The following is a 22606-nucleotide window of genomic DNA, read 5'->3' on the forward strand; positions in this document are numbered from 1 at the left end:
GTGAGGTCCTTCCCTTCCCTTATTCCTTGACCGACCCGATCAGCACGCCCTTGACGAAGTGCTTCTGCAGGAACGGGTAGAAGCACAGGATCGGCAGCGTGGCGATGACCACGACGGCGAACTTCAGCCCCTGCGTGGGGAAGAAGACCGATTCGAGGGCCGACAGCGCGTTCTGCGCGTCCGCGCCGGTGAGCTGGCGGACCAGCACCTGCAGCGTCCACTTGCTGGAGTCGTCGATGTAGAGCAGCGGCGACATGTAGTCGTTCCAGATGCCCACGGCGTAGAACAGCGAGAACGTCGCGATGATCGGCTTCGACAGCGGCAGCACGATCCTGAAGAAGACGCCCATCTCGGTGCAGCCGTCGATGCGCGCCGCCTCCTCCAGCGCCTCCGGCAGCTCCTGGAAGAAGCTCTTGACGATGAGCAGGTAGAACGGGTTGATCGCGAGCGGCAGGATCAGCGCCCAATAGCTGTTGAGCAGCCCCAGGTCGCGGACCACCAGGTAGGTCGGGATGATGCCGCCGCTGAACACCACCGTGAAGATCACCAGGTTGAGCGCCAGCGCCCGGCCCGGCAGGTAGCGCTTGGCCAGCGGGTACGCCATGGTCAGCGTCAGCATGAGCTGCACGACCGTGCCGACGAGCGTCACCCCGACCGTCGTCAGCAGCGCCCTGATGAACACGTCGGTGGCGAAGATGTACTCGTAGGTGCTGGTGACGAACTTGTGCGGCCACAGGAAGAACGTCCGCGAGGCGATCTCCGACTCCGAGGCGAACGAGCCGGCGAGGACGTACAGCAGCGGCAGGAGCGTGATCAGGCCCAGCCCGGTGAGCAGGGTGATGTTGATCGCGTCGAAGATCCGGCTGCCCGTGGAGCGGTACTGGTTGACGGACATGCGGCGCTCCTAGAACAGGCCCCGCTGGCCGAGGCGCTTGGCCAGCCAGTTGGAACCGAAGATCAGCAGGACTCCCGCCACGCCCTTGAACAGGCCGACGGCCGTGGCGTAGCTGTACGCGCCCTGGTTGATGCCCACGTAGTAGACGAAGGTGTCGAAGACGTCGGCGGTGGCGCGGTTGAGGTTGTTGGTCATGAGCCAGATCTGCTCGAAGCTCATGTCGAGCAGGTTGCCCGACATGAGGATGGCCATGACGACGATCGTCGGGCGGATGGCGGGCAGCGTGACGTGCCAGAGCTGCCGCCAGCGGCCGGCGCCGTCCATCCTGGCCGCCTCGTACAGGTCGTGGTTCACGCCCGCGAGCGCCGCCAGGTAGATGATCGTCGTCCACCCGGTCGTCTTCCACAGCGTCTGCAGGATGATGACCGGCCTGAACCACTCGGGCTGCGCCACGTAGTCGACCTTGGTGCCGCCGACCACCTCGTGGATCCAGCCGGCGATCACGCCGTAGTCCACCGAGAACAGGATGTACGTCAGCGACGCGACGATCGTCCACGACAGGAAGTGCGGGATGTAGATCAGCGACTGCACCGAGCGCTTGAGTATGTTGATCCGCAGCTCGTTCAGCATCAGCGCGACGATGATCGGCGCGGGGAAGACGAAGATGATGTTCAGCAGCGCCAGGAACAGCGTGTTGTACATCAGGCGGTTGAAGTCCGGCCCCGTGAACAGGTCCACGAAGTGCTTGAAGCCCACCCATTCGCTGCCGTTGTAGCCCAGGAACGGGATGAAGTCCTGGAAGGCGATCTGCAGGCCGCGCATCGGGACGTACTTGAAGACCAGGAAGTACGCCAGCCCGGGAACGAGCATCAGGTACAACCATCGGAACCGCCACAGCCAGCGAGCCACGCCGGGCGGGCTCCCGGGCGTCCTGGCCGTCTTGACCGGTGGCGTCGCCAGGTCGGTGGCCACTCGGCCTCCTTTCCATGGGAGGGGCCCGGCCGGGCCCCTCCCTGCTTGCGTCACTGGCCGAGCTTGGAGACCAGGTCCTGGATCTCTTGGGCGATCTGCGTGCCGCCGCTGTCGTACCAGCGCTTGATCTCAGCCTTGAGCTGGTCTTCGCTGATCTGGCCCGCGAGGTACTTGACCCGGGCGTCGGTGACGATCGGGTTGAGCGTCGCGCCCTTCTCCACCGCCGTCGGCGAGACCACCGGGGCGCTGATGTCCCACACGGCCGTCTTCAGGTCCTCCTCGACGCGCTTGGCGCGCTCCTCGAGGTCCTTGCGGTACGGCTCCTCCGGCGGCACCCGCGGGTAGGCGACGCCGCCGACGCCCGTGCTGGCCTGCGTGCCGAGCTGGATGAACGCCTTGTCCACGTCGTCCTGGAGCTGCTTGACCTTGGGGTCGTCCTGGTTGATGAGCACGGCCACGCCGTTCTCGACCTTGAAGTTGCGGCCCTCGATGCCGTTGGACAGCAGCACCTGGCCTTCCTTGGTGGCCAGCTTGTCCAGCGTGGTGAGCAGCTGATCCAGCTGTGCCTCGGTGCGGATGCGCTGCTTGGAGATGGCCAGCACGTCCTTGTAGCCGGTGAACGGCAGCGAGAACTTCTTGCCGTCGGGGCGGGCCAGGTTGCCGACCGTCAGGACCTTGTCGCCGTACGTCTCGGGGTCCTGCTCCTTGAGCAGGTCGAGCAGCTGCGTCGTGCGGACGTCGACGTCGATGATGATGCCGCCCTTGCCCTGGACGAACGGGTCGTTCCACTTGGCGGTGTCGAGGGTGTTCCAGTCGGGGTTGACCAGGCCCTCGTCGATCATCTTCTTCATGAAGCGGTTGGCCTCGAAGAACTCGGGCACGTCGAACTCGGGCACGATCTTGCCGTCGCGCTCGCCCCAGTTGTTCGGCGCGCCGAACCAGACGTCCATCACGTTGAACGGGCTGGAGGCGGAGAACGTGACGCCCGGCCACTTCGGGATGATGAGGCCGTAGGTGTCGTCCTTGCCGTTGCCGTCCGGGTCCTTCTTGGTGAACGCCTCGGCGATCTCGTAGAGGTCGTCCGTGGTCTCGGGCGCCTCCAGGCCGACCTTCTTCAGCCAGTCCTTGCGGATCATCACCGCGGAGCGGAGCTGCGGCCTGATGCGGTAGATGCCGTACACCTTGCCGTTGATCGAGGAGTTCAGCAGGACCTTGGGGTCACCGGCGAGGTTCGGGTACTTCTTGATCTTCTCGGTGAGGTCCCAGAACGCCCCGGCCTCCGCCGCCTTGCCGAACGCCGGCGACTTCGGGTCGACCACCATGACGTCGGGCAGGTTGTCCGAGGCCAGGGTGACGTTGACCTTCTCCGAGTACTCGGCGTTCGGCACCCAGGTGACCTTGATCTTCTTGCCCAGGAACTTCTCGACCGCCTGGTGCAGCTCACCCTGGGGGTCGGGGGCGGTGCCGAACAGCTGCGTCATGAACGTGATCGTGCCGTCGTCCGCCTGGCCTTCACCTCCGCCGGCGCCGGTGCCGGAGCACGCGGAGGCCACCAGGGCGGTTGTTAGCGCTAACGCTCCAGCCAGGAGGCGACTACGGGATGCGCTCATGGGTTTCCTTCCGAATGCAGACGCGCCTCGTTCTCCTCGAAGAAGCGCAGGCAGAGCCAGGTGTTGACAGAGATCCACGCGCCGATGCTGACCAGGGGCGCCAGGACGGGCAGCTGCGAGGTCGCGTAGACGATCGCCCACAGCGTGAACATCAGCAGCACGGTGGAGGCCGGCCGGGTCAGCGCGAGCAGCGACGCCTTCGGGATGTACGCCCACAGCGGCAGCTCGTAGTGCGTGTAGAGCGGGCCGACGTAGGCCCCGACGGCGGCCAGCGCCAGCAGCGCCACGAACGTCGTGACACGCAGCGCGCCCGCGTCCTGGCCGAGGACGGAGAAGTACAGGTAGTTGCCGGCCAGGACGACGGCGAGCACCGCCGGCGGCAGGACGAGCAGCGAGCCGCGGACGAACTCCCGCCGGTAGGCGGCCCAGAATTCGGCCCACGCCTGAAACGATTCATTCCTGGCGTGCCGCCGGGCCAGCGTGTACGCGGCCACGGTGGCGGGCCCGATCCCGAGCACCACGCCTCCCGCCAGGGTGAAGACGAGCCACATCAGGTTGAGCTGCACCACCCAGATGAGCTCTGAGCAGGCAGCTTGGATCCTGATCGACATGGCGGGATGGTTCATCCGGCACCACCTTCTCGTGGCACGTGCACGAATGCGGGGGTGGAGTGTTGCACCGTGGTTCCTGCCCAGTTACAAGGTAGTGAACGGCGGTTGGTGCGAAATTAGTGTTGAATCGACTCAAAGTCAATGACACAAACATCCGACATTTCCGATTCCCACCCAGAACCCCTCCCCCAACCAGCCCAAACCGTAGAAACCAGCACCCCCCGAGACCAAATCGTTGATTCCCACTCACAAGACCACTCGGGGCCACACCCCGAAGCCGCCACCCACGACGCCACCTCCCACCCCCGCCCACCTCCCCTGAAACACCACCGCCCCACCACCGCCCACAGCCCGCATAACCAGCCACAACGCCACCATCGAAAGGCACCGAAGCGCTGGGCGGGCACACCCCGGCGCCTGCGCACACCTTCAGATCACACGCGCGGGGCGCGAGCACCACACCCGGACGCCCCACACCCGGACGCCGCACAGCCAGGCGCCGCACGCCCGGGCGCCGCACAGCCAGGCGCCGCACAGCCCTCCCAGCCCCTGCCCTCCCTAAGGGCGGGTCAGGTGGGGGGCGGTGGAGTCGCGGATGACGAGGTCGGGCTGGAAGATGACCTGGCGGTGGCGGTGTTCCCCGGGCTCCGAGACCTCCTCCAGGAGCAGGTCTATGGCGGTGCGGCCGAGCAGCTCGCGGGGTTGCCTGACCGAGGACAACGGGACGGCGGCCGCGGCGGCGAAGTCGATGTCGTCGTAGCCGATGATGGCCATGTCGGCCGGCACCCGCAGCCCGTTGGAGGCCATGGCCTGCAGGAACCCCAGCGCCATCATGTCGTTGGCGCAGAAGGCGGCGGTGGGGCGTTCGGAGGGGGGCAGGGCGGCGACGCGTTCGCCGATGGCCCGCCCCTCGGCCACGGTGAGGGTCGGCGAGGTGGCGGTGAGCAGCTCGACGGCCCCACCGGCGGCGGCGACGGCGCTGGTCACGCCGGCCTGCCGGTCGGCGACCTGTTTGATGCTCGGCGGCCCGCCGACGAAGACGATGCGCCGGTGCCCGCGCTCGATGAGGTGGGCGCCGGCGATCTGGCCGCCGAGCCGGTCGTCCACGGCCACCGAGCATTGCAGCCCGGTGGCGGGGCTGTCGACGAGCACGACGGGCGTGCCGCGGGCGACGAGCTCTTCGAGCCAGGGCGGCTCGGCCTCGACGGGCGTGATGAGGACGCCCATCACCCGCTGCTGTTCGAGCTGGTCGAGGTGGCGGCGCTCGCGGCCGGAGTCGCCGGCGCTGTTGCAGAGCACCACCATCGTGTCGTGGTCGTCGGCGACCGCCTCGGCGCCGGTGGCGACGTCCACGAAGAACGGGTTGGCGACGTCGAGGACGACCAGCCCGACCGTACGGCTGCGGCCCGCCCGCAGGTGGCGGGCCACCTCGTTGCGGACGAACCCGAGTTTCTTGATCGCTTCGAAGACGCGTTCGCGGGTGGCCGGGGACACGATCTCGGGGCGGTTGAGCACATTGCTCACCGTTCCGACCGAGACGCGCGCCAGCTGCGCGACCTCCTTGATGTTCGTGGTCGCCATCGATCCTCACGAGGCCGTGCTGCTGAAGGTGCGGGTGCGCCCCCTGGGTGCCCGCCTGACGCGGCGCACCGGCGGGAGGCGTGACCCGGTGTCGTCCGGTGGGCCGCAGAACGCGGTCCACCGAGAACTCGGCTCATCATAGCGGCAAATTATTGAATCGTCTCAAGAGCTTCACGCTCACGAGTTCGGGACGCCTGACCTCATGCCGTCGAGCATCAGCCCCAGGTACCGCCCCGGATCGGCGGCCACGGGCGCCGGGAGGTGGTCGGGGTGGCAGGTGAAGACGTTCAGGAGGTGGACGAGGTCGTCCACGCCGACGTCCGCCCGCATCGAGCCGTCGGCCTGCGCCCGGCGTACGAGGTGGTCGAGCCGCTCGACCCACTCCTCCCGCGCCCGCCTGAACTCGGCCCGCCCCACGATCACCTCGTCGGGCAGGTCGGCGAGCGCCGTGGACAGCGCGGTGCGCCCCGGCTCGGAGGCCCATGAGACGAAGGCGCGGATCGCGCTCCACGCGTCGCCGTTGTCCGCCGTGGCGGTGTCGAGCGCCTCGGTCATCGTGTGCACGTAGTGCTCGCCGATGGCCGCGACCAGGGCGTGGCGGTCGGGGAAGCGCCGGTAGAGGGTGCCGACGCCGACGCCCGCGCGCCGGGCGATGACCTCCATGGGGACGTTGACACCGCGCTCCGCGATGGCCTCGGCGGCGGCTGTGACGATCTTGCCGAGGTTCCGTCTTGCGTCGGCGCGCACGTACCGGCTCCTAAGTGGACGATTCGATTCCGCATAGTGTACCGTCCGGTCAACCGGAATACGACTTTCCGCTTATGGAGGTGTGCTCGTGATCGTGGTGACCGGTGCCACCGGGTCCGTCGGCCGTGCCCTCGCCGCGCGCCTGAAGGGCCTGGACGTCGTGGCCGCCGTCCGCCGGCCCGCCGGCGACCTCGGGATCCCGTACCGGCCGGCCGACTTCGAGCGTCCCGAGACGATCGGTGCGCTGCTGTCCCCCGGCGACCGGCTCTTCCTCAACAGCTCGATCTGGCCCGGTTTCGCCGACGCTCACCGCGCCGTCATCGACCTCGCCGCGCGCGCCGGCGTGACGCAGATCGTCACGGTGTCGGTACGCGGCGCCGCACCCGGCGGCCGGCTCGCCACCGGCCTGCACGGCATCGTGGACGACCACCTCAGGCAGTCGGGCGTGCCGTGGGCGATCCTGCAGCCGACCGGCTTCATGCAGAACCTGCCGTACGACTTCGCGGCCGGCGTCATGCACGGCTCGTACGGCACCGCCCCCGTCAACTACATCGACGCCCGCGACGTCGCCGGCACCGCCGCCGCCCTGCTGACCGCTCCCGTCGGCCCCGGCCGCGACCACGTGCTGACCGGCCCAGAGTCGCTGCCGCACGCCAGGATCGCCGAGGAGATCGGCCGCGTCCTGGGCCGCGCGTACCGCTACGTGGACCTCCCCGTCCCCGAGATGGCCGCCCGCCTCGAGACCCGTGGCATGCCCCGCCTCCAGGCGGAGGAGCTGGCCGCCCTGATGGCCGAGATCGGCGACGGCCGCTGGTCATCGACCACCACGACGGTCAAGGACCTCACCGGCCGCCCGCCCCGCTCACTGGCCGCCTACGTCACCGACCACCTCCCCGCCTTCAGCCGTTGAGAGGTCATCCCGGATCCACCACGCGGATCCGTACCGCCCTGAACTGCGCGGGCGTCTCCCGCAGCACCGCCAGCCGCGGATCCGGCACCACCAGGAACGGCTCCCGCTCCAGGGCCAGCAGCGGGGCGAGCCGCCGGTCCTGCCGCAGCGCGTCCACGGCTCTCCTGTCGCCGCCGAACACCACCCCGTCCAGCTCCCCCAGGTACGGCGTCAGCACCCGCACCGCCGTCTCCACGGCGTCGTCGTACACCCGCGCCGCCTGGTTCGCCCGCCGCCTGGCGTAGCGCTGCTGCGACCATCCCCCGGCCGCCGTACGCCCCTGCACCAGCCGCGACCCCACCTTGGACACCGCCAGCTCGTCCCCATGGAAGACGCCGGCCGCGTACCCACCGAGCCGCACCAGGAACACCCCGACCCGCCGCGCGGCCCGCGCGTGCGTGACCAGCCGGGTGACGTGCGGCGGCCCAGGCGGCGCCAAGGGCGGAAAAGGCACCTGGAGATCGGCCATCGCCCCATCGTCGGCCACCAGCCGGACGACGCGGCCATCACCGCTCGCTGAGAAGGGCCCATGGCGCCCGGCGAACCCGTCGATCCACGGGTGCAGGCGCTCCGGCGGCACGCAGACCCACCGGCCGCCGCCCTTCGCCGGACGCCCGCCCATGCCGCGAACCCTACCGAACAACCCCCACCCCCTCGACCACCCCACCCAGGGCGGCGCCGGTGCGCCGACGCGTGGAACGGTCCCTCGCCCTCCCACCCGGGAGACCTTGAGGGACGGTCGCTCGCTCCCCAACCCCCGCGAACCTCAACCGAAATGCCGGTGAATTCTCCTTTTCTGGCCTTCTGGCGGGAGCTGCGAAAGGACCACCATTCCTTACGTGTCCTCCCTGCTCACCAGCCCCTTGGTGGATCTCGACACCGGGGCCGTCATCGCGCATCCCGCCGTCGTGGACCCCTCCGGCGTCCTGCGCGCCACGCCGCTGCCCATGGTGCTGGAACTGCCGATCGGGGCGGTGCTGCCGGGCGCGGGCGCGCTGGCCCCGCTGCACGAGGCGCTGCGGCGAGCGGGACGGCATCCGCGCGAGGCGATCCTCCTCCTCACCGGTACGTGCCGCGAACAGGACCGGCCGCTGCTGAAGGTGGGCATCGACGGGCTGCGGTCGATCGGCTACCTGCTGGGCTTCGCGGACATGGGTGCGGCGGGCCCGAGCCTGGACCTGGTGGCCGGCGCGGCCCCGTACCTGCTGGCCCTGGACCCCGAGGTGGTGGCGCGCATCCCAGGGGACCACCGGGCGACGGCGGTGGCGCGGGCGGTGGTCACGCTGGCACGCGGCATCGGCGCACACGTCATGGCGCCGGGCGTGGAACGGGAGCAGCAGGCGGCGGTGATGCGCGGGCTGGGCGTCCGCCTCGCACACGGCCCGCTGCTCGCTCCGGGCCCGGACGGCAAGGTACGTGTCCCGCTGCCGATCACCGACGAGCCGCCCGCCTCAGCCATGCTCGGTCCCCGCGTCCAGGAGCTGCTGCTGCCCGCCGTGACGCTGCCCGCCGAGGCCAAGGCGGAGGAGGCGGTGGCCGCCTTCGGCCATGAGCCGACGATCACCAGCGTGATCCTGGTGGACGAGTTCCAGCGCCCGACGGGCAGCCTCGACCGCAGCCGCTTCCTGCTCTCCATCGCCGCCCGCTACGGCCACGCCCTGCACGGCTCCAAACCGGCCCGCCGCCTGGCCGACCCCCCGCGCACGGTCCCCCGCACGACTCCGGCCGTCGCCGCCATGCAAGCCGCCGGCCGCGACGCGACCCGCGTCTACGACGACCTGGTGGTAACGGACGAACTGAACCGCTGCCTGGGCATCGTCCGCATCTCAGACCTGATCAGACAGCTGACGACCAGAACCTGACCCCACGCCCAAGGGACCGAAGGACGAGGCCAGGGGCGGGTGTTAGAGCCAGCCCTGCGTGCGGGCTCGTTGGACGGCTTCGATGCGGTTGCGGGTGTGGGTTTTCTGGATGGCGGACGACAGGTAGTTGCGGACGGTGCCCTCCGACAGGTGCAGGCGTGCGGCGATGTCCACGATCGTGGAGCCGTCGGCCGCCGCGCTCAGGACGTCGCGCTCGCGTCCCGACAGCGGGTTGGGCCCCGCGCTCAGCGCAGCCGCCGCCAGGGCCGGGTCGATGACGCGTTCCCCCGCGTGGACCCGCCGGATGGCCGCCGCCAGCTCCCTGGCCGGGCTGTCCTTGACGAGGAAGGCCACGGCGCCGGCCTCCATGGCGGTGCGCAGGTAGCCGGGCCGGCCGAAGGTGGTGAGGATCATCACCCGGCAGCCGGGCACGTCGCGGCCGATGGCGCGGCAGGCGGCGAGCCCGTCGGTGCGGGGCATCTCGATGTCGAGCAGCGCCACGTCGGGCCGGACGGCGGTGGCGACGGCCAGCGCCTCGTCGCCGTCGGCGGCCTCGCCGACGACCTCGATGTCGGGTTCGAGGCCCAGCAGGGAGGCCAGCGCCCCGCGTACCATGCCCTGGTCTTCGGCCAGGAGAACTCTGATCATGCGTACTCCACCGCAGGAACCAGCACCCTGAGCCGGTGGTCGCCGACCGTGACCGTGCCGTTCGCGCCGGTCACCCGCTCGGTGAGCCCGCGCAGGCCGCTGCCCATCGCGTACGGCCCGCCGCCGCCGTCCCCGTCGTCCACGATCTCCAGCACGGCGCCGGACTCCGAGACGGTCACGGTGATCTCGCACCGGGTGGCGTGCGCGTGGCGGACGACGTTGGTGACGCCCTCGCGCACGCTCCACCCGAACAGCTCGTCGAGCACGGCGGGCGGCGGCCCGCCGGCGACGCGCACGTCGGCCGCGACCCCGGCGGCCGCCAGCACCGCGCGGGCGCTGTCGAGCTCCTCGGCGAGGCTGCGCTGCCGGTAGCCGGTGACCGCCTCGCGCACCTCGGTCAGCGCCTTCCTGGCGACGGACTCGATGTCGGCGATCTCCTGGCGCGCCCGGGGCGACTCCTCGGCCAGCCGCCCGGCCAGCTCGCTCTTGAGCACGATCAGCGACAGGCTGTGGCCGAGCAGGTCGTGCAGGTCGCGGGCGATGCGCAGGCGCTCCTCGGTGGCGGCGAGCCTGGCGACCTCGTCCTGGGCGAGGCGCAGCCGGTGGCTCAGCGCGCGGGTGTTGCGGACGCTGATGAACAGCACGCCGAGCGTCACCACCTGGACGGCGAGCACGGCGATGGTGTCCCAGGAGTCGCGGTGCAGCACGCCGCCGCCGATGACGACCAGCAGGCTGAGGACCATGCCGATCAGGGCGTGGGCGGGCCGCAGAGCGAAGGCGTACAGGACGACGGTGTAGACCGGCAGGCTCAGCCAGGCTCCGCCGAAGGCCAGCGCGGCGGTCACGCCGAGCACGCTGACCAGCGCGAACAGCGGGTAGATGAAGCGGCCCAGACTGAGCCTGCTCGGAGAGCTCGCGACGACGAGGACGTAGGCGCCGACGTACGTCATCAGCAGCAGGCAGGCCCAGACCGCCTTCGCCCCGGTGAAGGCGCCGGTCACGATGTCGGCGACGGGGAAGAGGAGATAGACCATGCCGACGGAGACGCCCACCAGTCGCCTGGCGGGCGACCCGTTCTCGTCGGGGCCGTCGAAGCTGATCCGGTCGGCGAAGCTCATGCCCGTACGGTAGCCCGCCGGTACAAGCAGGCCGCGAGCCCGCCCAGGACGACCGCCCACCCGGCGATGACCAGCACGTCCGTCATCACCACGCCGTTCCCGGCGGCGAGGCTCCAGCCGAGGCTCGCGTAGTGGAAGGAGGGCGTCAGCCCGGCCACGGTCTTCATGGTGGCGCCGAAGACCTCCGGCGGGAACCACAGGCCGCCGGCGATGGCCAGCACGAACATGCAGATCATCGCGACGGGCTGGGCGGCGTCGGCGGTCAGCGCCGACCCGATGGCCAGCCCGAGCGCCACGAACGGCACCGCGCCCAGCCACAGGGCCAGCAGCAGCGCCAGCCACCTGCCGGGCGGCAACGACACGCCCTGCTGCACGATCGCGGCCAGGCTGACCAGCACGAGCGCGGGCAGCACGAGCGTCATCGCGGTCATCAGCTTGGCGGCGATGACGGCGGAGCCGGGCAGCGGCGTGATCTGGAGCTGCCGCAGCCAGCCGGACTGCCGCTCGGTGGCCAGCGGCACGGCGGAGCTCATCGTGGACGACGCGAGCGCCCCGTAGGCGGCCATCGACACCATGAGCAGGACGCTGTACTTGACGCCGCCCGCGTCGGTGTCCTGGCCGTAGATGCTGGCGTTGATCACGTACAGCAGTACGGGGAAGGCCACGACGAAGACGAAGTAGCGCCTGTTGCGCAGCATGCGCAGGATGTCGGTCTTGGCGAAGGCGAGCATCAGGGCTCCCGGGTGAGCTGGAGGAAGGCGGCCTCGAGGTCGGCGCCGGCCAGCCGGACGCCGCGCACGTCGAGCGTGGTGCCCCGGTAGAGGGCGTCGAGGGTGGCGTCGGGGTCGGAGGTGTGCAAGGTGGCCGTGCCGTCCAGGATCTCGACGGCGCTGACGCCGGGCAGCCGGTCGAGCCCGGCCGCCGGCCGGTCGCCGAGGTCGAAGCTGACGGCGCTGTCTCCGGCGCCGGCCTTGATCTGGGCGGCGGTGCCGTCGGCGGCCAGCCGGCCGCGCGCGATGACGACCACCCGGTCGGAGTGCTCGTCGGCCTCCTCCAGGTAGTGGGTGGCGAACACGACGGTACGTGCCCCGGCTGCGTAGTCGTGCATGCCGGCCCAGAAACGCAGCCTGGACTCGACGTCCATGGCGGCGGTGGGCTCGTCGAGCAGCAGGATCTTCGGCGCCCCGGCGATCGCGAGGGCGAACCTGACCCGCTGCGCCTGCCCGCCGGACAGCTTGCCCGCCCGCCGCCCGGCCAGGCTCGTCAGGTCGGCCAGCTCCAGGACGTCGGCCAGGTCGAGGGGCCGGGGGTAGAGGCGGCGGACGAGGTCGACGAGCTCCTTGACGGTCAGCTCCGGGATGAGGGCGCCGTCCTGGAGCATGGCGCCCATCTCCCCCGCCCTGACGGCCTCGGCGGGGGCGCGCCCGTGCACCGCCACCGTGCCCGCGGTGGGCAGGAGGAGGCCGAGCAGCAGGTTGATGGAGGTGGACTTGCCGGCCCCGTTGGGGCCGAGCAGCGCGACCGTCGAGCCGGGCTCGACGGACAGTGACAGGTCGTCGACGGCGAGCACGTCCCCGTAGTGCTTGCTGACGTGGTCGAACACGATGGCGTTCATGCCGGGAACGCTACGGGCGTGGCCGGTGGGGACGGCAGTGCGTTCCCTCCGGCCTTCGCCGTGACATTTGTCAGATCAGAGGCGGCAGGCGTAGATGTCGGTGACCAGGATGGCCCGCGCGCCGATGTCCCAGAGCTGGTCCATCACCTGCTGGTGACCCTTGCGGCGGACCATGGCCCGCACGGCGACCCATCCCTCGCGGTGCAGCGGCGAGACCGTCGGCCCCTCCATGCCGGGGGTGAGCGCGATGGCCTCCTCGATGCGCTCGGCGCGGATGTCGTAGTCCATCATCACGAAGTCGCGGGCGTGCACGACGCCCTGGAAGCGGCGGACGAGCTGGCCCGCGCCCGGCGACTCCGGCGCGCCCTGCCGCTTGATGAGCACGGCCTCGGAACGCATGATCGGCTCGCCGAACACCTCGAGCCCGACGTTGCGCAGCGTGGTGCCGGTCTCGACGACGTCGGCGATGGCGTCGGCGACGCCGAGCCTGATGGCGGTCTCGACGGCGCCGTCGAGCTTGATGACCCGGGCATCGACGCCCTGGTCGGACAGGTATTTGTCGAGCAGGCCAGGATAGGCGGTGGCGATGCGGCGGCCGTCGAGGTCGGCGACCGAGGTCATCGCCCCCGCGGCGGCGGCCAGCCGGAAGGTGGAGCCGCCGAAGCCGAGCGGCATGATCTCCTCGACCGGCGCGCCGGAGTCGATCAGCATGTCGCGGCCGGTGATGCCGAGGTCGAGGGTGCCTTCGCCGACGTAGACGGCGATGTCTCTGGGCCGCAGGAAGAACAGCTCGCAGCCGTTGGCCTCGTCGACGACGACGAGCTCCTTGCTGTCTCTGCGCGACCGGTAGCCGGCCTCTTTGAGCATGCTCTGGGCGCCCTCGCTGAGCGCGCCCTTGTTCGGTACTGCCAGACGCAGCATGTCAGGTCCTTACGTGTCTCGCTCTCATTGTCTCTCCGCGGTGGCCGGGCGCCGGGGCGCCCTAGAGATGCTTGTAGACCTGGTCGAGGCCGATGCCTCTGGCGATCATGAGCACCTGGACGTGGTAGAGGAGCTGCGAGATCTCTTCCGCTGCCCTGTCGTCTGACTCGTATTCGGCCGCCATCCAGCTCTCGGCGGCCTCCTCGACGACCTTCTTGCCGATGGCATGGACGCCGGCGTCGAGCGCGGCCACGGTGCCCGAGCCCGCGGGCCGGGTCCTGGCCTTCTCTGACAGCTCGGCGAACAGCTCTTCGAAGGTCTTCATGGTCTCTCTCGTCGTTCGGCTGGCGTGCCTGCTAAGCCTAGTCTGCGTCACGGGGTGACGCCGCCCGGCGTCCGCCACGCGAGACGACCGTCATCACCTGGTCATGAGTCCGGACACATCGGACGGCTGCTTTCGTCCCGTCCCCAACCGATGAACCGGCGGGCAGCGCCATCCCGCTCGCGTGACCAGGAAAGCACGTCGCCCGCCGCACCTCGGGGGTGCGGCGGGCGACGTTCGTGCATCAGAACCGGTCAGCGCTCGTAGCGGCGGCCGGAGTTGCGGCGGTAGCCGCCGTTGCCGCGCTCGTCGGTACGCCCGGAGCGGTAACCCCCAGGACGGTCGTCGGAACGGTAACCGGCGGGCCGGTCGTCGGAACGGTAGCCGCGGTCGCGGTCACCCGAGAACGGGCGGCCACGGTCGGAGCCGTAACGCGGGCCACGGTCGTCCTGGCGCAGCGGGCGGTCGTCGGAGCGGTAGCCGCCCCGGCCGCCGCGCCCCTCGCGCCGGCGGTCGTCACTGAACGTGCGGGGCTCCTGCGAGCCCCCGAACGGCCGCTCACCCTCACCGTGCCGGTGGGGGCGGCGCTCGTCGGACGGAGCGCTGAACGGCCGGTCGCCGTCGTGGCGGCGCGGCGCGCGGTTGCCGTCGAACTCGCGGCGGGGCCTGCGCTCACCGTCGAACTCCCGGCGCGGACGCCGGTCGTCGCCGAACGACCGCTCGCCGTCCTCGTGGCGGCGCGGGCGGCGCTCACCGTCGAAGTCACGGCGGCCGCGGCGGCCGCCACGGCGCTCGGAGGTGCCGCCGTCGCGGCGCGGGCGCAGCGGCTTGCGGACGTCGGGCTCCCACACGGGGATGGACTCGCCGCTCGGCGTGCGGGCCCCGGCCACCTCGGCGAGGCGCGGGTGGCCCGGCGTGGCCTTGAGACGGAACGGGTGGATGCCGGCCCTGCGGGTGAGCGCGTCGGTGGAGCGGCGCTCGTTGGGCAGCACCAGCGTCACCACGGTGCCCTTCTCGCCGGCGCGCGCCGTGCGGCCGCCCCGGTGCAGGTAGCTCTTGTGGTCCTGCGGCGGGTCGACGTGCAGCACCAGGCTGATGTTGTCGACGTGGATGCCGCGGGCGGCGACGTCGGTGCAGACCAGCACGTTGACGGAGCCCTCGCGGAACTCCGACAGGATGCGGGTGCGCTGGTTCTGGCGCTTGCCGCCGTGCAGGCCGCCGGCCTTGACGCCGACCCTGGCGAGCTGCTTGCACAGCCGGTCGACGCCGTGCTGGGTGCGGACGAAGATGATCGTACGGCCCTCGCGGTTGGCGATCTCGGCCGTGACGTCGAACTTGTCGTCGCGCGTCACCTGCACGACGTGGTGCTCCATGGTGTCGACCGGGGAGGTCGCGGGCGCCACGGAGTGGGTGATGGGGTTCTTCAGGAAGCGCTGCACCAGCTTGTCGACGTCGCCGTCGAGCGTGGCGGAGAACAGCAGCCGCTGGCCGTCGGACGGGGTCTGCGCGAGCAGGTCGGTGACGACCGGGAAGAAGCCGAGGTCGCACATGTGGTCGGCCTCGTCGAGGACGCTCACCTCGACGTCGCCGAGCGAGCACTCGCCCTGCCTGATGAGGTCGCCGAGGCGGCCGGGGGTGGCGATGACGATGTCGACGCCGCGCCGCAGCGCCTCGATCTGCTTGCCCATCGACATGCCGCCGACGACGACCTTCATGCGCAGGCCGAGGCCGCGGCCGAGGGGCTCGAGGGCGTCGTGCACCTGGAGCGCGAGCTCACGGGTGGGCACGAGGATCATCGCGTGGGGCCGCCCTGGGGCGGGCTTCACGCCGGCGATGCGGGCCATGGTGGGCAGGCCGAAGGCGAGCGTCTTGCCGGAGCCGGTCTGGCCGCGGCCGAGCACGTCATGGCCGGCGAGCACGTCGGGGATCGTCGCGCTCTGAATGGGGAACGGACTGTCGAAGCCCAGCTTGGCCAGCCCGTTGACGAGCGGCTTCGGCAGGCCGAGCAGCTCGAATTCGGACGGGGCCGGCTCGATCGTGGTGTCGTCGAGCGTGGGCATGACAGCGTCAAGCATGGTCACGAAAGTCGTGCCTTTCCGTCGAAGTGGCACGTCACTTCTGCGAAAGGACGAGCCAAGGCATGCGGCGGGGCCGCACAGGTTCAAGGGCACCCGCCGTCATGGGGGCGGGAAGAGGAGGGGGGACATACCTGGCACCGGCCGCAGGCGGTGCGAGACGCGCGATGAGGCGTCAGGTACATCTGTTACCAACGCCGGGGATGTTATCGGATATTCCCCCGGGACGCGCCCGGACTTTCCGGAAACGCTATTGCACACTGAAACGGCTGACGCTTTACGCCAGCCGTGACAGCGGAAAAGATCAGACGTTGAAGCCTAGCATACGGAGCTGCTCGCGCCCCTCGTCAGTGATCTTGTCAGGGCCCCACGGCGGCAGCCAGACCCAGTTGATCTTCACGTCGGACACCATGCCGTCGAGCGCGGAATGCGCCTGGTCCTCGATGACGTCGGTCAGCGGGCAGGCGGCGCTGGTCAGCGTCATGTCGATGGTGGCGACGGGCTTGCCCCCGTCGGCCGAGTCGAGGTTGAGCCCGTAGATCAGGCCCAGGTCGACGACGTTGATGCCGAGCTCGGGGTCGACGACGTCCTTGAGGGCTTCCATGACCTCGTCGGCACTCGTCTCGCCGTCGAAATCGGTCGGCGTCTCCACTGGCTTGCTCATTGGGCAGCGCTCCTCACAACCGCATCCTTGTAGGCCATCCAAGAAAGCAACGCGCATTTAACACGCGCCGGGAACTTGGCCACGCCCGCGAACGCGACCGCGTCGCCGAGGACGTCCTCGTCGGCCTCCACCTGTCCCCTGCCTTGCATCAGCCGGGTGAACTCGTCGACCACGGACAGCGTCTCCTGAACCGTCGAGCCGGTGGTCAGCTCGTGCAGCACGGAGGCGGCGGCCTGGCTGATGGAGCAGCCCTGGCCGTCGTAGGAGACGTCGAGGATCGTGCCGGCGTCGTCCACCTTGACCCTGAGCGTGATCTCGTCGCCGCACGTCGGGTTCACGTGGTGAACCTCGGCGTCGTACGGCTCGCGCAGCCCCCGCCCCTGCGGGTGCTTGTAGTGTTCCAGGATCAGCTCCTGGTACATCGACTCGCCGATCATGGCTATGCGAACACCTTCTGAACGTGATGGAGACCGCGCACCAGGGCGTCGATCTCGCCCGTGGTGTTGTACAGGTAGAAAGACGCCCGCGTGGTCGCCGGTATTCCGAACCGCAGGTGCAGCGGCCGCGCGCAGTGGTGCCCGACGCGTACGGCCACCCCGAACGAGTCGTCCAGGATCTGCCCCACGTCGTGCGGGTGGATGCCCTCCAGCGTGAACGACACCGTGCCCCCGCGCTCCTCCAGCGTCTCGGGGCCGATGACGCGCAGCCCGGGCAGCTCGCGCAGCGCCTCGAGGGCGTAGGCCGTCAGGGCGCGCTCGTGCTCCTCGATGGCGTCCATGCCGACCTCGGTGAGGTAGTCGACCGCCGCGCCGAGCCCGATGGCCTCGACGATGGGCGGCGTGCCCGCCTCGAACTTGTGCGGGATCGGCGCGTACGTCGAGCGGTCCATCCAGACCGCCTCGATCATCTCGCCGCCGCCCAGGAACGGAGGCATCGCCTCGAGCAGCTCGGCCCGCCCCCACAGCACGCCGATGCCCGAGGGGCCGACCATCTTGTGGCCGGTGAAGGCCACGAAGTCGGCGCCCAGCGCGGTCACGTCGGTGCGGTGGTGCGGCACGGACTGGGAGGCGTCGAGCGCGAGCAGCGCGCCCACCTCGTGAGCCCGCCGCGCCACCTGGGCCACCGGGTTGATCGTGCCGAGCACGTTGGACTGGTGGGCGATGGAGACGACCTTGGTGCGCTCGGTGACGAGCGCGGGGTCGTAGTCGAGCCGGCCGTCGCCGGTGACGCCGAACCACTTCAGCGTCGCGCCGGTGCGCTGCGCGAGCAGCTGCCACGGCACGATGTTGGAGTGGTGCTCCATCTCCGAGACGACGATCTCGTCGCCCGGCCCCAGCGTGAAGCGGGGGTCGGTGTTGGCGGGGTTGCCGAAGGAGTAGGCCAGCAGGTTGAGCGCCTCGGAGGCGTTCTTGGTGAAGACCACTTCCTCGCGTGCCGGCGCCCCGATGAAGCCCGCCACCTTGTCGCGGGCTCCCTCGTAGGCGTCGGTGGACTCGGCGCCCAGCACGTGCATGGCGCGCCCGACGTTGCTGTAGTGCAGCGCCAGGTGCTCCCGCATGGTCTCGATGACCTGGTTGGGCTTCTGTGAGGAGTTGCCCGAGTCGAGATAGACGAGCGGACGCCCGTCGGGCAGCTCGCGGGAGAAGACCGGGAAATCCTTCCTGATCTTCTCCACATCGAAGCTGATGGAAGTCATGCAGATGCCTTCGTGTACTGCTCGTAGCCCTCGGCCTCGAGCTTCTCGGCCAGTTCTGGCCCGCCCGCCTCGACGATGCGGCCCGCCGCGAAGACGTGGACGAAGTCCGGCTTCACGTAGCGCAGGATACGGGTGTAGTGGGTGATGAGGAGCACGCCGGTCTCGCCGGAGGCGCGGAAGCGGTTGATGCCCTCCGACACCACGCGCAGCGCGTCGACGTCGAGGCCGGAGTCGGTCTCGTCGAGCACCGCGATCTTCGGCTTGAGCAGCTCCATCTGGAGGATCTCGTGGCGCTTCTTCTCGCCGCCGGAGAAGCCCTCGTTGAGGTTGCGCTGGGCGAAGGCCGGGTCGATGGACAGCGCGTCCATGCCGTTCTTCAGGTCCTTGGCGAACTCGCGCAGCTTCGGCGCCTCGCCGCGGACCGCGGTGACGGCCGAGCGCAGGAAGTTCGAGACCGACACGCCGGGGACCTCGACCGGGTACTGCATGGCCAGGAACAGGCCCGCGCGGGCCCGCTCGTCGACCGACAGCTCCAGCAGGTCCACGCCGTCGAGCAGCACCTGGCCGCCGGTGATCGTGTATTTGGGATGACCGGCGATCGCGTAGGCGAGCGTCGACTTGCCCGAGCCGTTGGGGCCCATGATGGCGTGGGTCTCGCCGGCCTTCACGGTCAGGTTGACGCCGCGCAGGATTTCCTTGTCCTCGACGGCGACCTGCAGGTCACGGATCTCAAGGGTGGACATGTGCTTAGGACTCCTTCGAGAGCGAGACGAGGACGTCATCGCCGTCGATCTTCACTGTGTAGACGTTGACTGGGCGGGTCGCGGGAGGTCCGGTGGGCTTGCCCGTGCGGATGTCGAAGCACGAGCCGTGCAGCCAGCACTCCAGCGTGCCGTCGTAGACTTCGCCCTCGCTGAGCTTGACCTCGGCGTGGGAGCAGACGTCGTGCAGGGCGAAGACGTCGCCGCCCTTGCGCACGAGCGCGACCGGGGTCTCATCGACCTCGACGCCGATGACCCCGTCTTCGGGGATGTCGGCGAGCTTGCACACCTTCTCGAAACCGCTCATCGCGCGAGCTCCGCCTCCAGGGCGTTCAGGACGCGCTCACGGATCTCCTCGATCTCGATCTTCTCGATCAGCTGGCCGAGGAAGCCGCGCACGACCAGCCTGCGGGCCTCGTCGTGCGGGATGCCGCGGGCCTGGAGGTAGAAGATGTGCTCGTCGTCGAGGCGGCCGGAGGCGGAGGCGTGCCCCGCGCCGGCGACCTCGCCGGTGAGGATCTCGAGGTTGGGCACCGAGTCGGCGCGGGCGCCGTCGGTGAGGATGAGGTTGCGGTTGAGCTCGTAGGTGTCGGTGCCCTCGGCCTCGACCCTGATGATGACGTCGCCGATCCAGACGGCGTGCGCCTCCTCGCCCTGCAGCGCGCCGCGGTAGTCGACGTTGCTCTTGCAGTTGGGCTGCGAGTGGTCGACCAGCAGGCGGTGCTCGAGGTGCTGGCCCGCGTCCACGAAGTAGACGCCCGACATGTCGGCGTCGCCGCCCGCGGCGGTGTAGGAGACGCTGGGCGACAGGCGTACGAGGTCGCCGCCGAGCGTCACCACGAAGCTGCGGAACGTCGCGTCCTTGGCGAGCTGGGCGTGGTGGGCCGAGACGTGGACCGCGTCGTCGTTCCAGTCCTGGAGGCTGACGACCTTGAGGCTGGCGCCCTCGCCGACGACGAACTCGATGTTGTCGGCGTAGACGGCGCTGCCCTTGTGGTCGAGCACGAGCACGGCCTCGGCTAGCGGCTCGACCTTGACCACGATGTGGCCGTAGGCGGCGCCGCCGGCGACGGCCTGCTCGCCGGTCAGCGTCAGCACGGTCGGCCTGGAGGTGACGGCCTCGCGCGGCACTGTGATGACGGTGGCCTTCTCGAAGCTGGTCCAGGCCTGGGCGCTGACCCGGTCGGACGGCACGAACGACGTGCCGAGGCGGGCGTCGTCGCGGCCGACCGTCTCGACGGTCACCTCGGGCGCCGCCTCGACGTCGACGCGGACGTGGCCGGCCGGCTCGGCCTTGCCGCTGTGCAGGCCCTTCAGGCGGGAGAGCGGCGTGAAGCGCCACGCCTCCTCGCGACCCGTCGGGACGTCGAAGTCGGCCAGGTCGAAGGACGACTTCTCGTGCAGGGTCGACAGGGGCTTCTCGTTCAGGCCCATCAGCCGACGGCTCCTTCCATCTGCAGCTCGATCAGCCGGTTGAGCTCGAGCGCGTATTCCATGGGCAGCTCACGCGCGATCGGCTCGACGAAGCCGCGCACGATCATCGCCATCGCCTCGTCCTCGTCGAGCCCGCGGCTCATGAGGTAGAACAGCTGGTCCTCGCTGACCTTGGAGACCGTGGCCTCGTGACCCATCGAGACGTCGTCCTCGCGGACGTCGACGTAGGGGTAGGTGTCGGAGCGGCTGATCTGGTCGACCAGCAGGGCGTCGCACTTGACGGTGCTGGCGCTGCCGTGGGCGCCCTCCTCGATCTGCACGAGACCGCGGTAGGAGGTGCGGCCGCCGCCGCGCGCCACCGACTTGGAGATGACGCTGGAGCTGGTGTTGGGCGCCAGGTGCACCATCTTCGAGCCGGCGTCCTGGTGCTGGCCCTCGCCGGCGAACGCGACGCTCAGCGTCTCGCCCTTGGCGTGCTCGCCCATGAGGTAGACGGCCGGGTACTTCATGGTCACCTTGGAGCCGATGTTGCCGTCGATCCACTCCATGGTCGCGCCCTCGTAGGCGACGGCGCGCTTGGTGACCAGGTTGTAGACGTTGTTGGACCAGTTCTGGATGGTCGTGTAACGGCAGCGGGCGTTCTTCTTCACGACGATCTCGACGACCGCGCTGTGCAGCGAGTCGGAGGAGTAGATCGGCGCGGTGCAGCCCTCGACGTAGTGGACGTAGCTGTTCTCGTCGACGATGATCAGGGTCCGCTCGAACTGGCCCATGTTCTCGGTGTTGATCCGGAAGTAGGCCTGCAGCGGGATCTCGACCTCGACGTTCGGCGGCACGTAGATGAACGAGCCACCGGACCACACGGCGGTGTTGAGCGCGGCGAACTTGTTGTCGCCCACCGGGATCACCGAGCCGAAGTACTCCTTGAAGAGGTCCTCGTGCTCGCGCAGGCCCGTGTCGGTGTCGACGAAGATGACACCCTTCTCCTCGAGGTCCTCACGGATCTTGTGATAGACGACCTCGGACTCGTACTGGGCAGCGACGCCGGCGATGAGGCGCTGCTTCTCCGCCTCGGGGATGCCGAGCTTGTCGTAGGTGTTCTTGATGTCGGCGGGCAGCTCGTCCCAGGAAGCGGCCTGCTTCTCGGTCGAGCGCACGAAGTATTTGATGTTGTCGAAGTCGATGTCGGTGAGGTCGGAGCCCCACGTCGGCAGCGGCTTCTTGTCGAACAGGCGGAGGCCCTTCAGGCGAAGGTCGAGCATCCACTCCGGCTCGCTCTTGAGCGCGGAGATGTTGCGGACGACCTCCTCGGACAGGCCTCGCTTGGCCGCCGCACCCGCGGCATCCGGGTCGGCCCAGCCGAACTTGTAATTCCCGAGGCCTTCCAGCTCCGGGCGGTCGGTGACAGTCACCTTCCGGTCTCCTTGCTCTTGTCTTTATGTGCGGAATCGGCCAGGGACTGGGGGGACACGTGCGTGGTGCACACCCCGTCGCCGTGGGCGATCGTGGCCAGGCGCTGCACCGGGGTGCCGAGCAGCTGCGCGAACGCCTCCGTCTCGGCCTCGCACAGCTGCGGGAACTCCGCGGCCGCGTGAGCCACCGGGCAGTGGTGCTGGCAGAGCTGGTCGCCGCCGGACTTGGCCTTGGTGGCCGAGGCGGCGTACCCCTCCGCCGACAGAGCCTGCGCCAGCATCTGCACGCGCTGGTCCGCGGGCACCGTCCGCATGGCCGGCTCCAGCCGCTGGAGCAGGCTCGCCACCTGCTCGCGGGCGAAGTCGGCCACGGCTTCCTCTCCCATGCGCCGGGCCAGGAATCGCAGCGCGCTCCCTGCCAGGTCGTCATAGGCGTGCTCGAAAGCACTGCGCCCCGCATCGGTGATCGCGAACAGCTTGGCCGGCCGTCCGCGCCCGCGCTGACCGCGCGGGCGGATCATGCGAGGCTCGATCATCCCCTCGGCCACCAGGGCGTCGAGGTGACGCCGGACGGCGGCGGGCGTGAGCCCGAGCCGCTCGCCCAGGGCGGCGGCCGCGATGGGACCATGCTCCAGGATCAGCCTGGCGACACGGGCGCGCGTGCCGCGCTCGCTGCCTGGCTCCATCGTGGACATGTTTTTCACAACATCAGT

At 69.9% G+C, this 22606-nt stretch carries 24 protein-coding genes; 2 read left to right on the forward strand and 22 right to left on the reverse strand.

The genetic code is table 11. The features are described from left to right. Positions 1-19: 19 nt before the first annotated feature. From AB0K28_RS40805 to AB0K28_RS40830, 6 genes are all read right to left on the reverse strand, one after another. Complete coding sequence (locus tag AB0K28_RS40805; protein WP_345386057.1) at positions 20-895, reverse strand: carbohydrate ABC transporter permease; 876 nt, start codon at positions 893-895, stop codon at positions 20-22. Positions 896-904: 9 nt separating this feature from the next. Then, on the reverse strand, positions 905-1867 hold the full coding sequence (locus tag AB0K28_RS40810; RefSeq protein ID WP_364381002.1) for an ABC transporter permease subunit: 963 nt from the start codon (positions 1865-1867) through the stop codon (positions 905-907). Positions 1868-1917: 50 nt separating this feature from the next. Next, a complete protein-coding gene (locus AB0K28_RS40815) occupies positions 1918-3348 on the reverse strand; it encodes an extracellular solute-binding protein (protein ID WP_364381005.1) in 1431 nt (476 codons plus the stop codon). 125 nt (positions 3349-3473) lie between these two features. Then, positions 3474-4103: a DUF624 domain-containing protein gene (locus AB0K28_RS40820; protein WP_364381008.1), complete on the reverse strand. Its 630-nt coding sequence runs from the start codon at positions 4101-4103 to the stop codon at positions 3474-3476. Between the two features lie 543 nt (positions 4104-4646). Further along, a complete protein-coding gene (locus AB0K28_RS40825; RefSeq protein WP_345386066.1) occupies positions 4647-5669 on the reverse strand; it encodes a LacI family DNA-binding transcriptional regulator in 1023 nt (340 codons plus the stop codon). A gap of 177 nt (positions 5670-5846) precedes the next feature. Further along, positions 5847-6416, reverse strand: a complete 570-nt coding sequence (locus AB0K28_RS40830; protein ID WP_345386068.1) for a TetR/AcrR family transcriptional regulator — start codon at positions 6414-6416, stop codon at positions 5847-5849. 88 nt (positions 6417-6504) lie between these two features. Here AB0K28_RS40830 and AB0K28_RS40835 point away from each other — a divergent pair, with 88 nt between their 5' ends. Beyond that, positions 6505-7326, forward strand: a complete 822-nt coding sequence (locus tag AB0K28_RS40835; RefSeq protein WP_364381012.1) for an NAD(P)H-binding protein — start codon at positions 6505-6507, stop codon at positions 7324-7326. Positions 7327-7330: 4 nt separating this feature from the next. Here AB0K28_RS40835 and AB0K28_RS40840 read toward each other — a convergent pair whose 3' ends face one another. Next, a complete protein-coding gene (locus tag AB0K28_RS40840) occupies positions 7331-7987 on the reverse strand; it encodes an acVLRF1 family peptidyl-tRNA hydrolase (RefSeq protein ID WP_364381015.1) in 657 nt (218 codons plus the stop codon). Between the two features lie 217 nt (positions 7988-8204). Between AB0K28_RS40840 and AB0K28_RS40845 the strand changes: the two genes are divergently transcribed. Next, positions 8205-9227 (forward strand): EAL domain-containing protein, encoded by a 1023-nt coding sequence (locus AB0K28_RS40845; RefSeq protein WP_364381018.1) that lies wholly within the window; start codon positions 8205-8207, stop codon positions 9225-9227. Between the two features lie 42 nt (positions 9228-9269). Here the strand turns inward: AB0K28_RS40845 and AB0K28_RS40850 are convergent, their stop codons facing one another. The 15 genes from AB0K28_RS40850 to AB0K28_RS40920 form a co-directional block, all read right to left on the reverse strand. After that, positions 9270-9875, reverse strand: coding sequence for a response regulator transcription factor (locus AB0K28_RS40850; protein WP_345386074.1), 606 nt, complete (start codon positions 9873-9875; stop codon positions 9270-9272). After that, positions 9872-10993 (reverse strand): histidine kinase, encoded by a 1122-nt coding sequence (locus AB0K28_RS40855; RefSeq protein WP_345386076.1) that lies wholly within the window; start codon positions 10991-10993, stop codon positions 9872-9874. Before AB0K28_RS40855 ends, AB0K28_RS40850 begins: the two co-directional genes overlap by 4 nt. Beyond that, positions 10990-11724: an ABC transporter permease gene (locus AB0K28_RS40860; protein WP_364381022.1), complete on the reverse strand. Its 735-nt coding sequence runs from the start codon at positions 11722-11724 to the stop codon at positions 10990-10992. The genes AB0K28_RS40855 and AB0K28_RS40860 overlap by 4 nt, the downstream gene beginning before the upstream one ends. Continuing rightward, the gene (locus tag AB0K28_RS40865) at positions 11724-12608 is read right to left on the reverse strand and encodes an ABC transporter ATP-binding protein (RefSeq protein WP_364381025.1); all 885 of its coding nucleotides are present in this window, start codon (positions 12606-12608) and stop codon (positions 11724-11726) included. Before AB0K28_RS40865 ends, AB0K28_RS40860 begins: the two co-directional genes overlap by 1 nt. Positions 12609-12683: 75 nt before the next feature. Beyond that, positions 12684-13529 carry an ATP phosphoribosyltransferase gene (hisG, locus tag AB0K28_RS40870; RefSeq protein WP_345386084.1) on the reverse strand — a complete coding sequence of 282 codons (846 nt, stop codon included), beginning with the start codon at positions 13527-13529 and terminating at the stop codon, positions 12684-12686. A 61-nt stretch (positions 13530-13590) separates the two neighbouring features. Further along, on the reverse strand, positions 13591-13854 hold the full coding sequence (locus AB0K28_RS40875; protein ID WP_345386086.1) for a phosphoribosyl-ATP diphosphatase: 264 nt from the start codon (positions 13852-13854) through the stop codon (positions 13591-13593). A 251-nt stretch (positions 13855-14105) separates the two neighbouring features. Then, positions 14106-15926, reverse strand: coding sequence for a DEAD/DEAH box helicase (locus tag AB0K28_RS40880; protein WP_364381028.1), 1821 nt, complete (start codon positions 15924-15926; stop codon positions 14106-14108). Positions 15927-16230: 304 nt separating this feature from the next. Beyond that, the gene (locus AB0K28_RS40885) at positions 16231-16590 is read right to left on the reverse strand and encodes a metal-sulfur cluster assembly factor (protein ID WP_345386090.1); all 360 of its coding nucleotides are present in this window, start codon (positions 16588-16590) and stop codon (positions 16231-16233) included. Next, positions 16587-17027 (reverse strand): Fe-S cluster assembly sulfur transfer protein SufU, encoded by a 441-nt coding sequence (sufU, locus tag AB0K28_RS40890; protein WP_345386092.1) that lies wholly within the window; start codon positions 17025-17027, stop codon positions 16587-16589. Before sufU ends, AB0K28_RS40885 begins: the two co-directional genes overlap by 4 nt. A gap of 2 nt (positions 17028-17029) precedes the next feature. After that, positions 17030-18286: a cysteine desulfurase gene (locus AB0K28_RS40895; RefSeq protein WP_364381033.1), complete on the reverse strand. Its 1257-nt coding sequence runs from the start codon at positions 18284-18286 to the stop codon at positions 17030-17032. After that, positions 18283-19029: a Fe-S cluster assembly ATPase SufC gene (sufC, locus tag AB0K28_RS40900; RefSeq protein ID WP_345386094.1), complete on the reverse strand. Its 747-nt coding sequence runs from the start codon at positions 19027-19029 to the stop codon at positions 18283-18285. Before sufC ends, AB0K28_RS40895 begins: the two co-directional genes overlap by 4 nt. A gap of 4 nt (positions 19030-19033) precedes the next feature. Then, complete coding sequence (locus AB0K28_RS40905) at positions 19034-19354, reverse strand: non-heme iron oxygenase ferredoxin subunit (RefSeq protein ID WP_345386096.1); 321 nt, start codon at positions 19352-19354, stop codon at positions 19034-19036. After that, positions 19351-20481, reverse strand: a complete 1131-nt coding sequence (gene sufD / locus AB0K28_RS40910) for a Fe-S cluster assembly protein SufD (protein WP_345386098.1) — start codon at positions 20479-20481, stop codon at positions 19351-19353. The genes AB0K28_RS40905 and sufD overlap by 4 nt, the downstream gene beginning before the upstream one ends. Further along, positions 20481-21893: a Fe-S cluster assembly protein SufB gene (sufB, locus tag AB0K28_RS40915; RefSeq protein ID WP_345386100.1), complete on the reverse strand. Its 1413-nt coding sequence runs from the start codon at positions 21891-21893 to the stop codon at positions 20481-20483. The genes sufD and sufB overlap by 1 nt, the downstream gene beginning before the upstream one ends. After that, positions 21890-22588, reverse strand: coding sequence for a metalloregulator ArsR/SmtB family transcription factor (locus tag AB0K28_RS40920; RefSeq protein WP_364381038.1), 699 nt, complete (start codon positions 22586-22588; stop codon positions 21890-21892). The genes sufB and AB0K28_RS40920 overlap by 4 nt, the downstream gene beginning before the upstream one ends. Positions 22589-22606: the final 18 nt, after the last annotated feature.

This window comes from Nonomuraea sp. NPDC049504 (genome assembly GCF_040676845.1).
Classification (GTDB): domain Bacteria; phylum Actinomycetota; class Actinomycetes; order Streptosporangiales; family Streptosporangiaceae; genus Nonomuraea; species Nonomuraea salmonea.

Bases quoted from the DNA above. Each gene is read 5' to 3' on its own strand.
- AB0K28_RS40905 (WP_345386096.1), bottom strand. From the start codon at position 19,354: ATGAGCGGTTTCGAGAAGGTGTGCAAGCTCGCCGACATCCCCGAAGAC.
- AB0K28_RS40820 (WP_364381008.1), bottom strand. From the start codon at position 4,103: ATGAACCATCCCGCCATGTCGATCAGGATCCAAGCTGCCTGCTCAGAG.
- AB0K28_RS40875 (WP_345386086.1), bottom strand. From the start codon at position 13,854: ATGAAGACCTTCGAAGAGCTGTTCGCCGAGCTGTCAGAGAAGGCCAGG.
- AB0K28_RS40865 (WP_364381025.1), bottom strand. From the start codon at position 12,608: ATGAACGCCATCGTGTTCGACCACGTCAGCAAGCACTACGGGGACGTG.
- AB0K28_RS40860 (WP_364381022.1), bottom strand. From the start codon at position 11,724: ATGCTCGCCTTCGCCAAGACCGACATCCTGCGCATGCTGCGCAACAGG.
- AB0K28_RS40880 (WP_364381028.1), bottom strand. From the start codon at position 15,926: ATGCTTGACGCTGTCATGCCCACGCTCGACGACACCACGATCGAGCCG.
- AB0K28_RS40815 (WP_364381005.1), bottom strand. From the start codon at position 3,348: ATGACGCAGCTGTTCGGCACCGCCCCCGACCCCCAGGGTGAGCTGCAC.
- sufD (WP_345386098.1), bottom strand. From the start codon at position 20,481: ATGGGCCTGAACGAGAAGCCCCTGTCGACCCTGCACGAGAAGTCGTCC.
- AB0K28_RS40825 (WP_345386066.1), bottom strand. From the start codon at position 5,669: ATGGCGACCACGAACATCAAGGAGGTCGCGCAGCTGGCGCGCGTCTCG.
- sufU (WP_345386092.1), bottom strand. From the start codon at position 17,027: ATGATCGGCGAGTCGATGTACCAGGAGCTGATCCTGGAACACTACAAG.
- AB0K28_RS40885 (WP_345386090.1), bottom strand. From the start codon at position 16,590: ATGAGCAAGCCAGTGGAGACGCCGACCGATTTCGACGGCGAGACGAGT.
- AB0K28_RS40805 (WP_345386057.1), bottom strand. From the start codon at position 895: ATGTCCGTCAACCAGTACCGCTCCACGGGCAGCCGGATCTTCGACGCG.
- AB0K28_RS40895 (WP_364381033.1), bottom strand. From the start codon at position 18,286: ATGACTTCCATCAGCTTCGATGTGGAGAAGATCAGGAAGGATTTCCCG.
- AB0K28_RS40920 (WP_364381038.1), bottom strand. From the start codon at position 22,588: ATGTCCACGATGGAGCCAGGCAGCGAGCGCGGCACGCGCGCCCGTGTC.
- sufC (WP_345386094.1), bottom strand. From the start codon at position 19,029: ATGTCCACCCTTGAGATCCGTGACCTGCAGGTCGCCGTCGAGGACAAG.
- AB0K28_RS40840 (WP_364381015.1), bottom strand. From the start codon at position 7,987: ATGGGCGGGCGTCCGGCGAAGGGCGGCGGCCGGTGGGTCTGCGTGCCG.
- AB0K28_RS40850 (WP_345386074.1), bottom strand. From the start codon at position 9,875: ATGATCAGAGTTCTCCTGGCCGAAGACCAGGGCATGGTACGCGGGGCG.
- AB0K28_RS40855 (WP_345386076.1), bottom strand. From the start codon at position 10,993: ATGAGCTTCGCCGACCGGATCAGCTTCGACGGCCCCGACGAGAACGGG.
- hisG (WP_345386084.1), bottom strand. From the start codon at position 13,529: ATGCTGCGTCTGGCAGTACCGAACAAGGGCGCGCTCAGCGAGGGCGCC.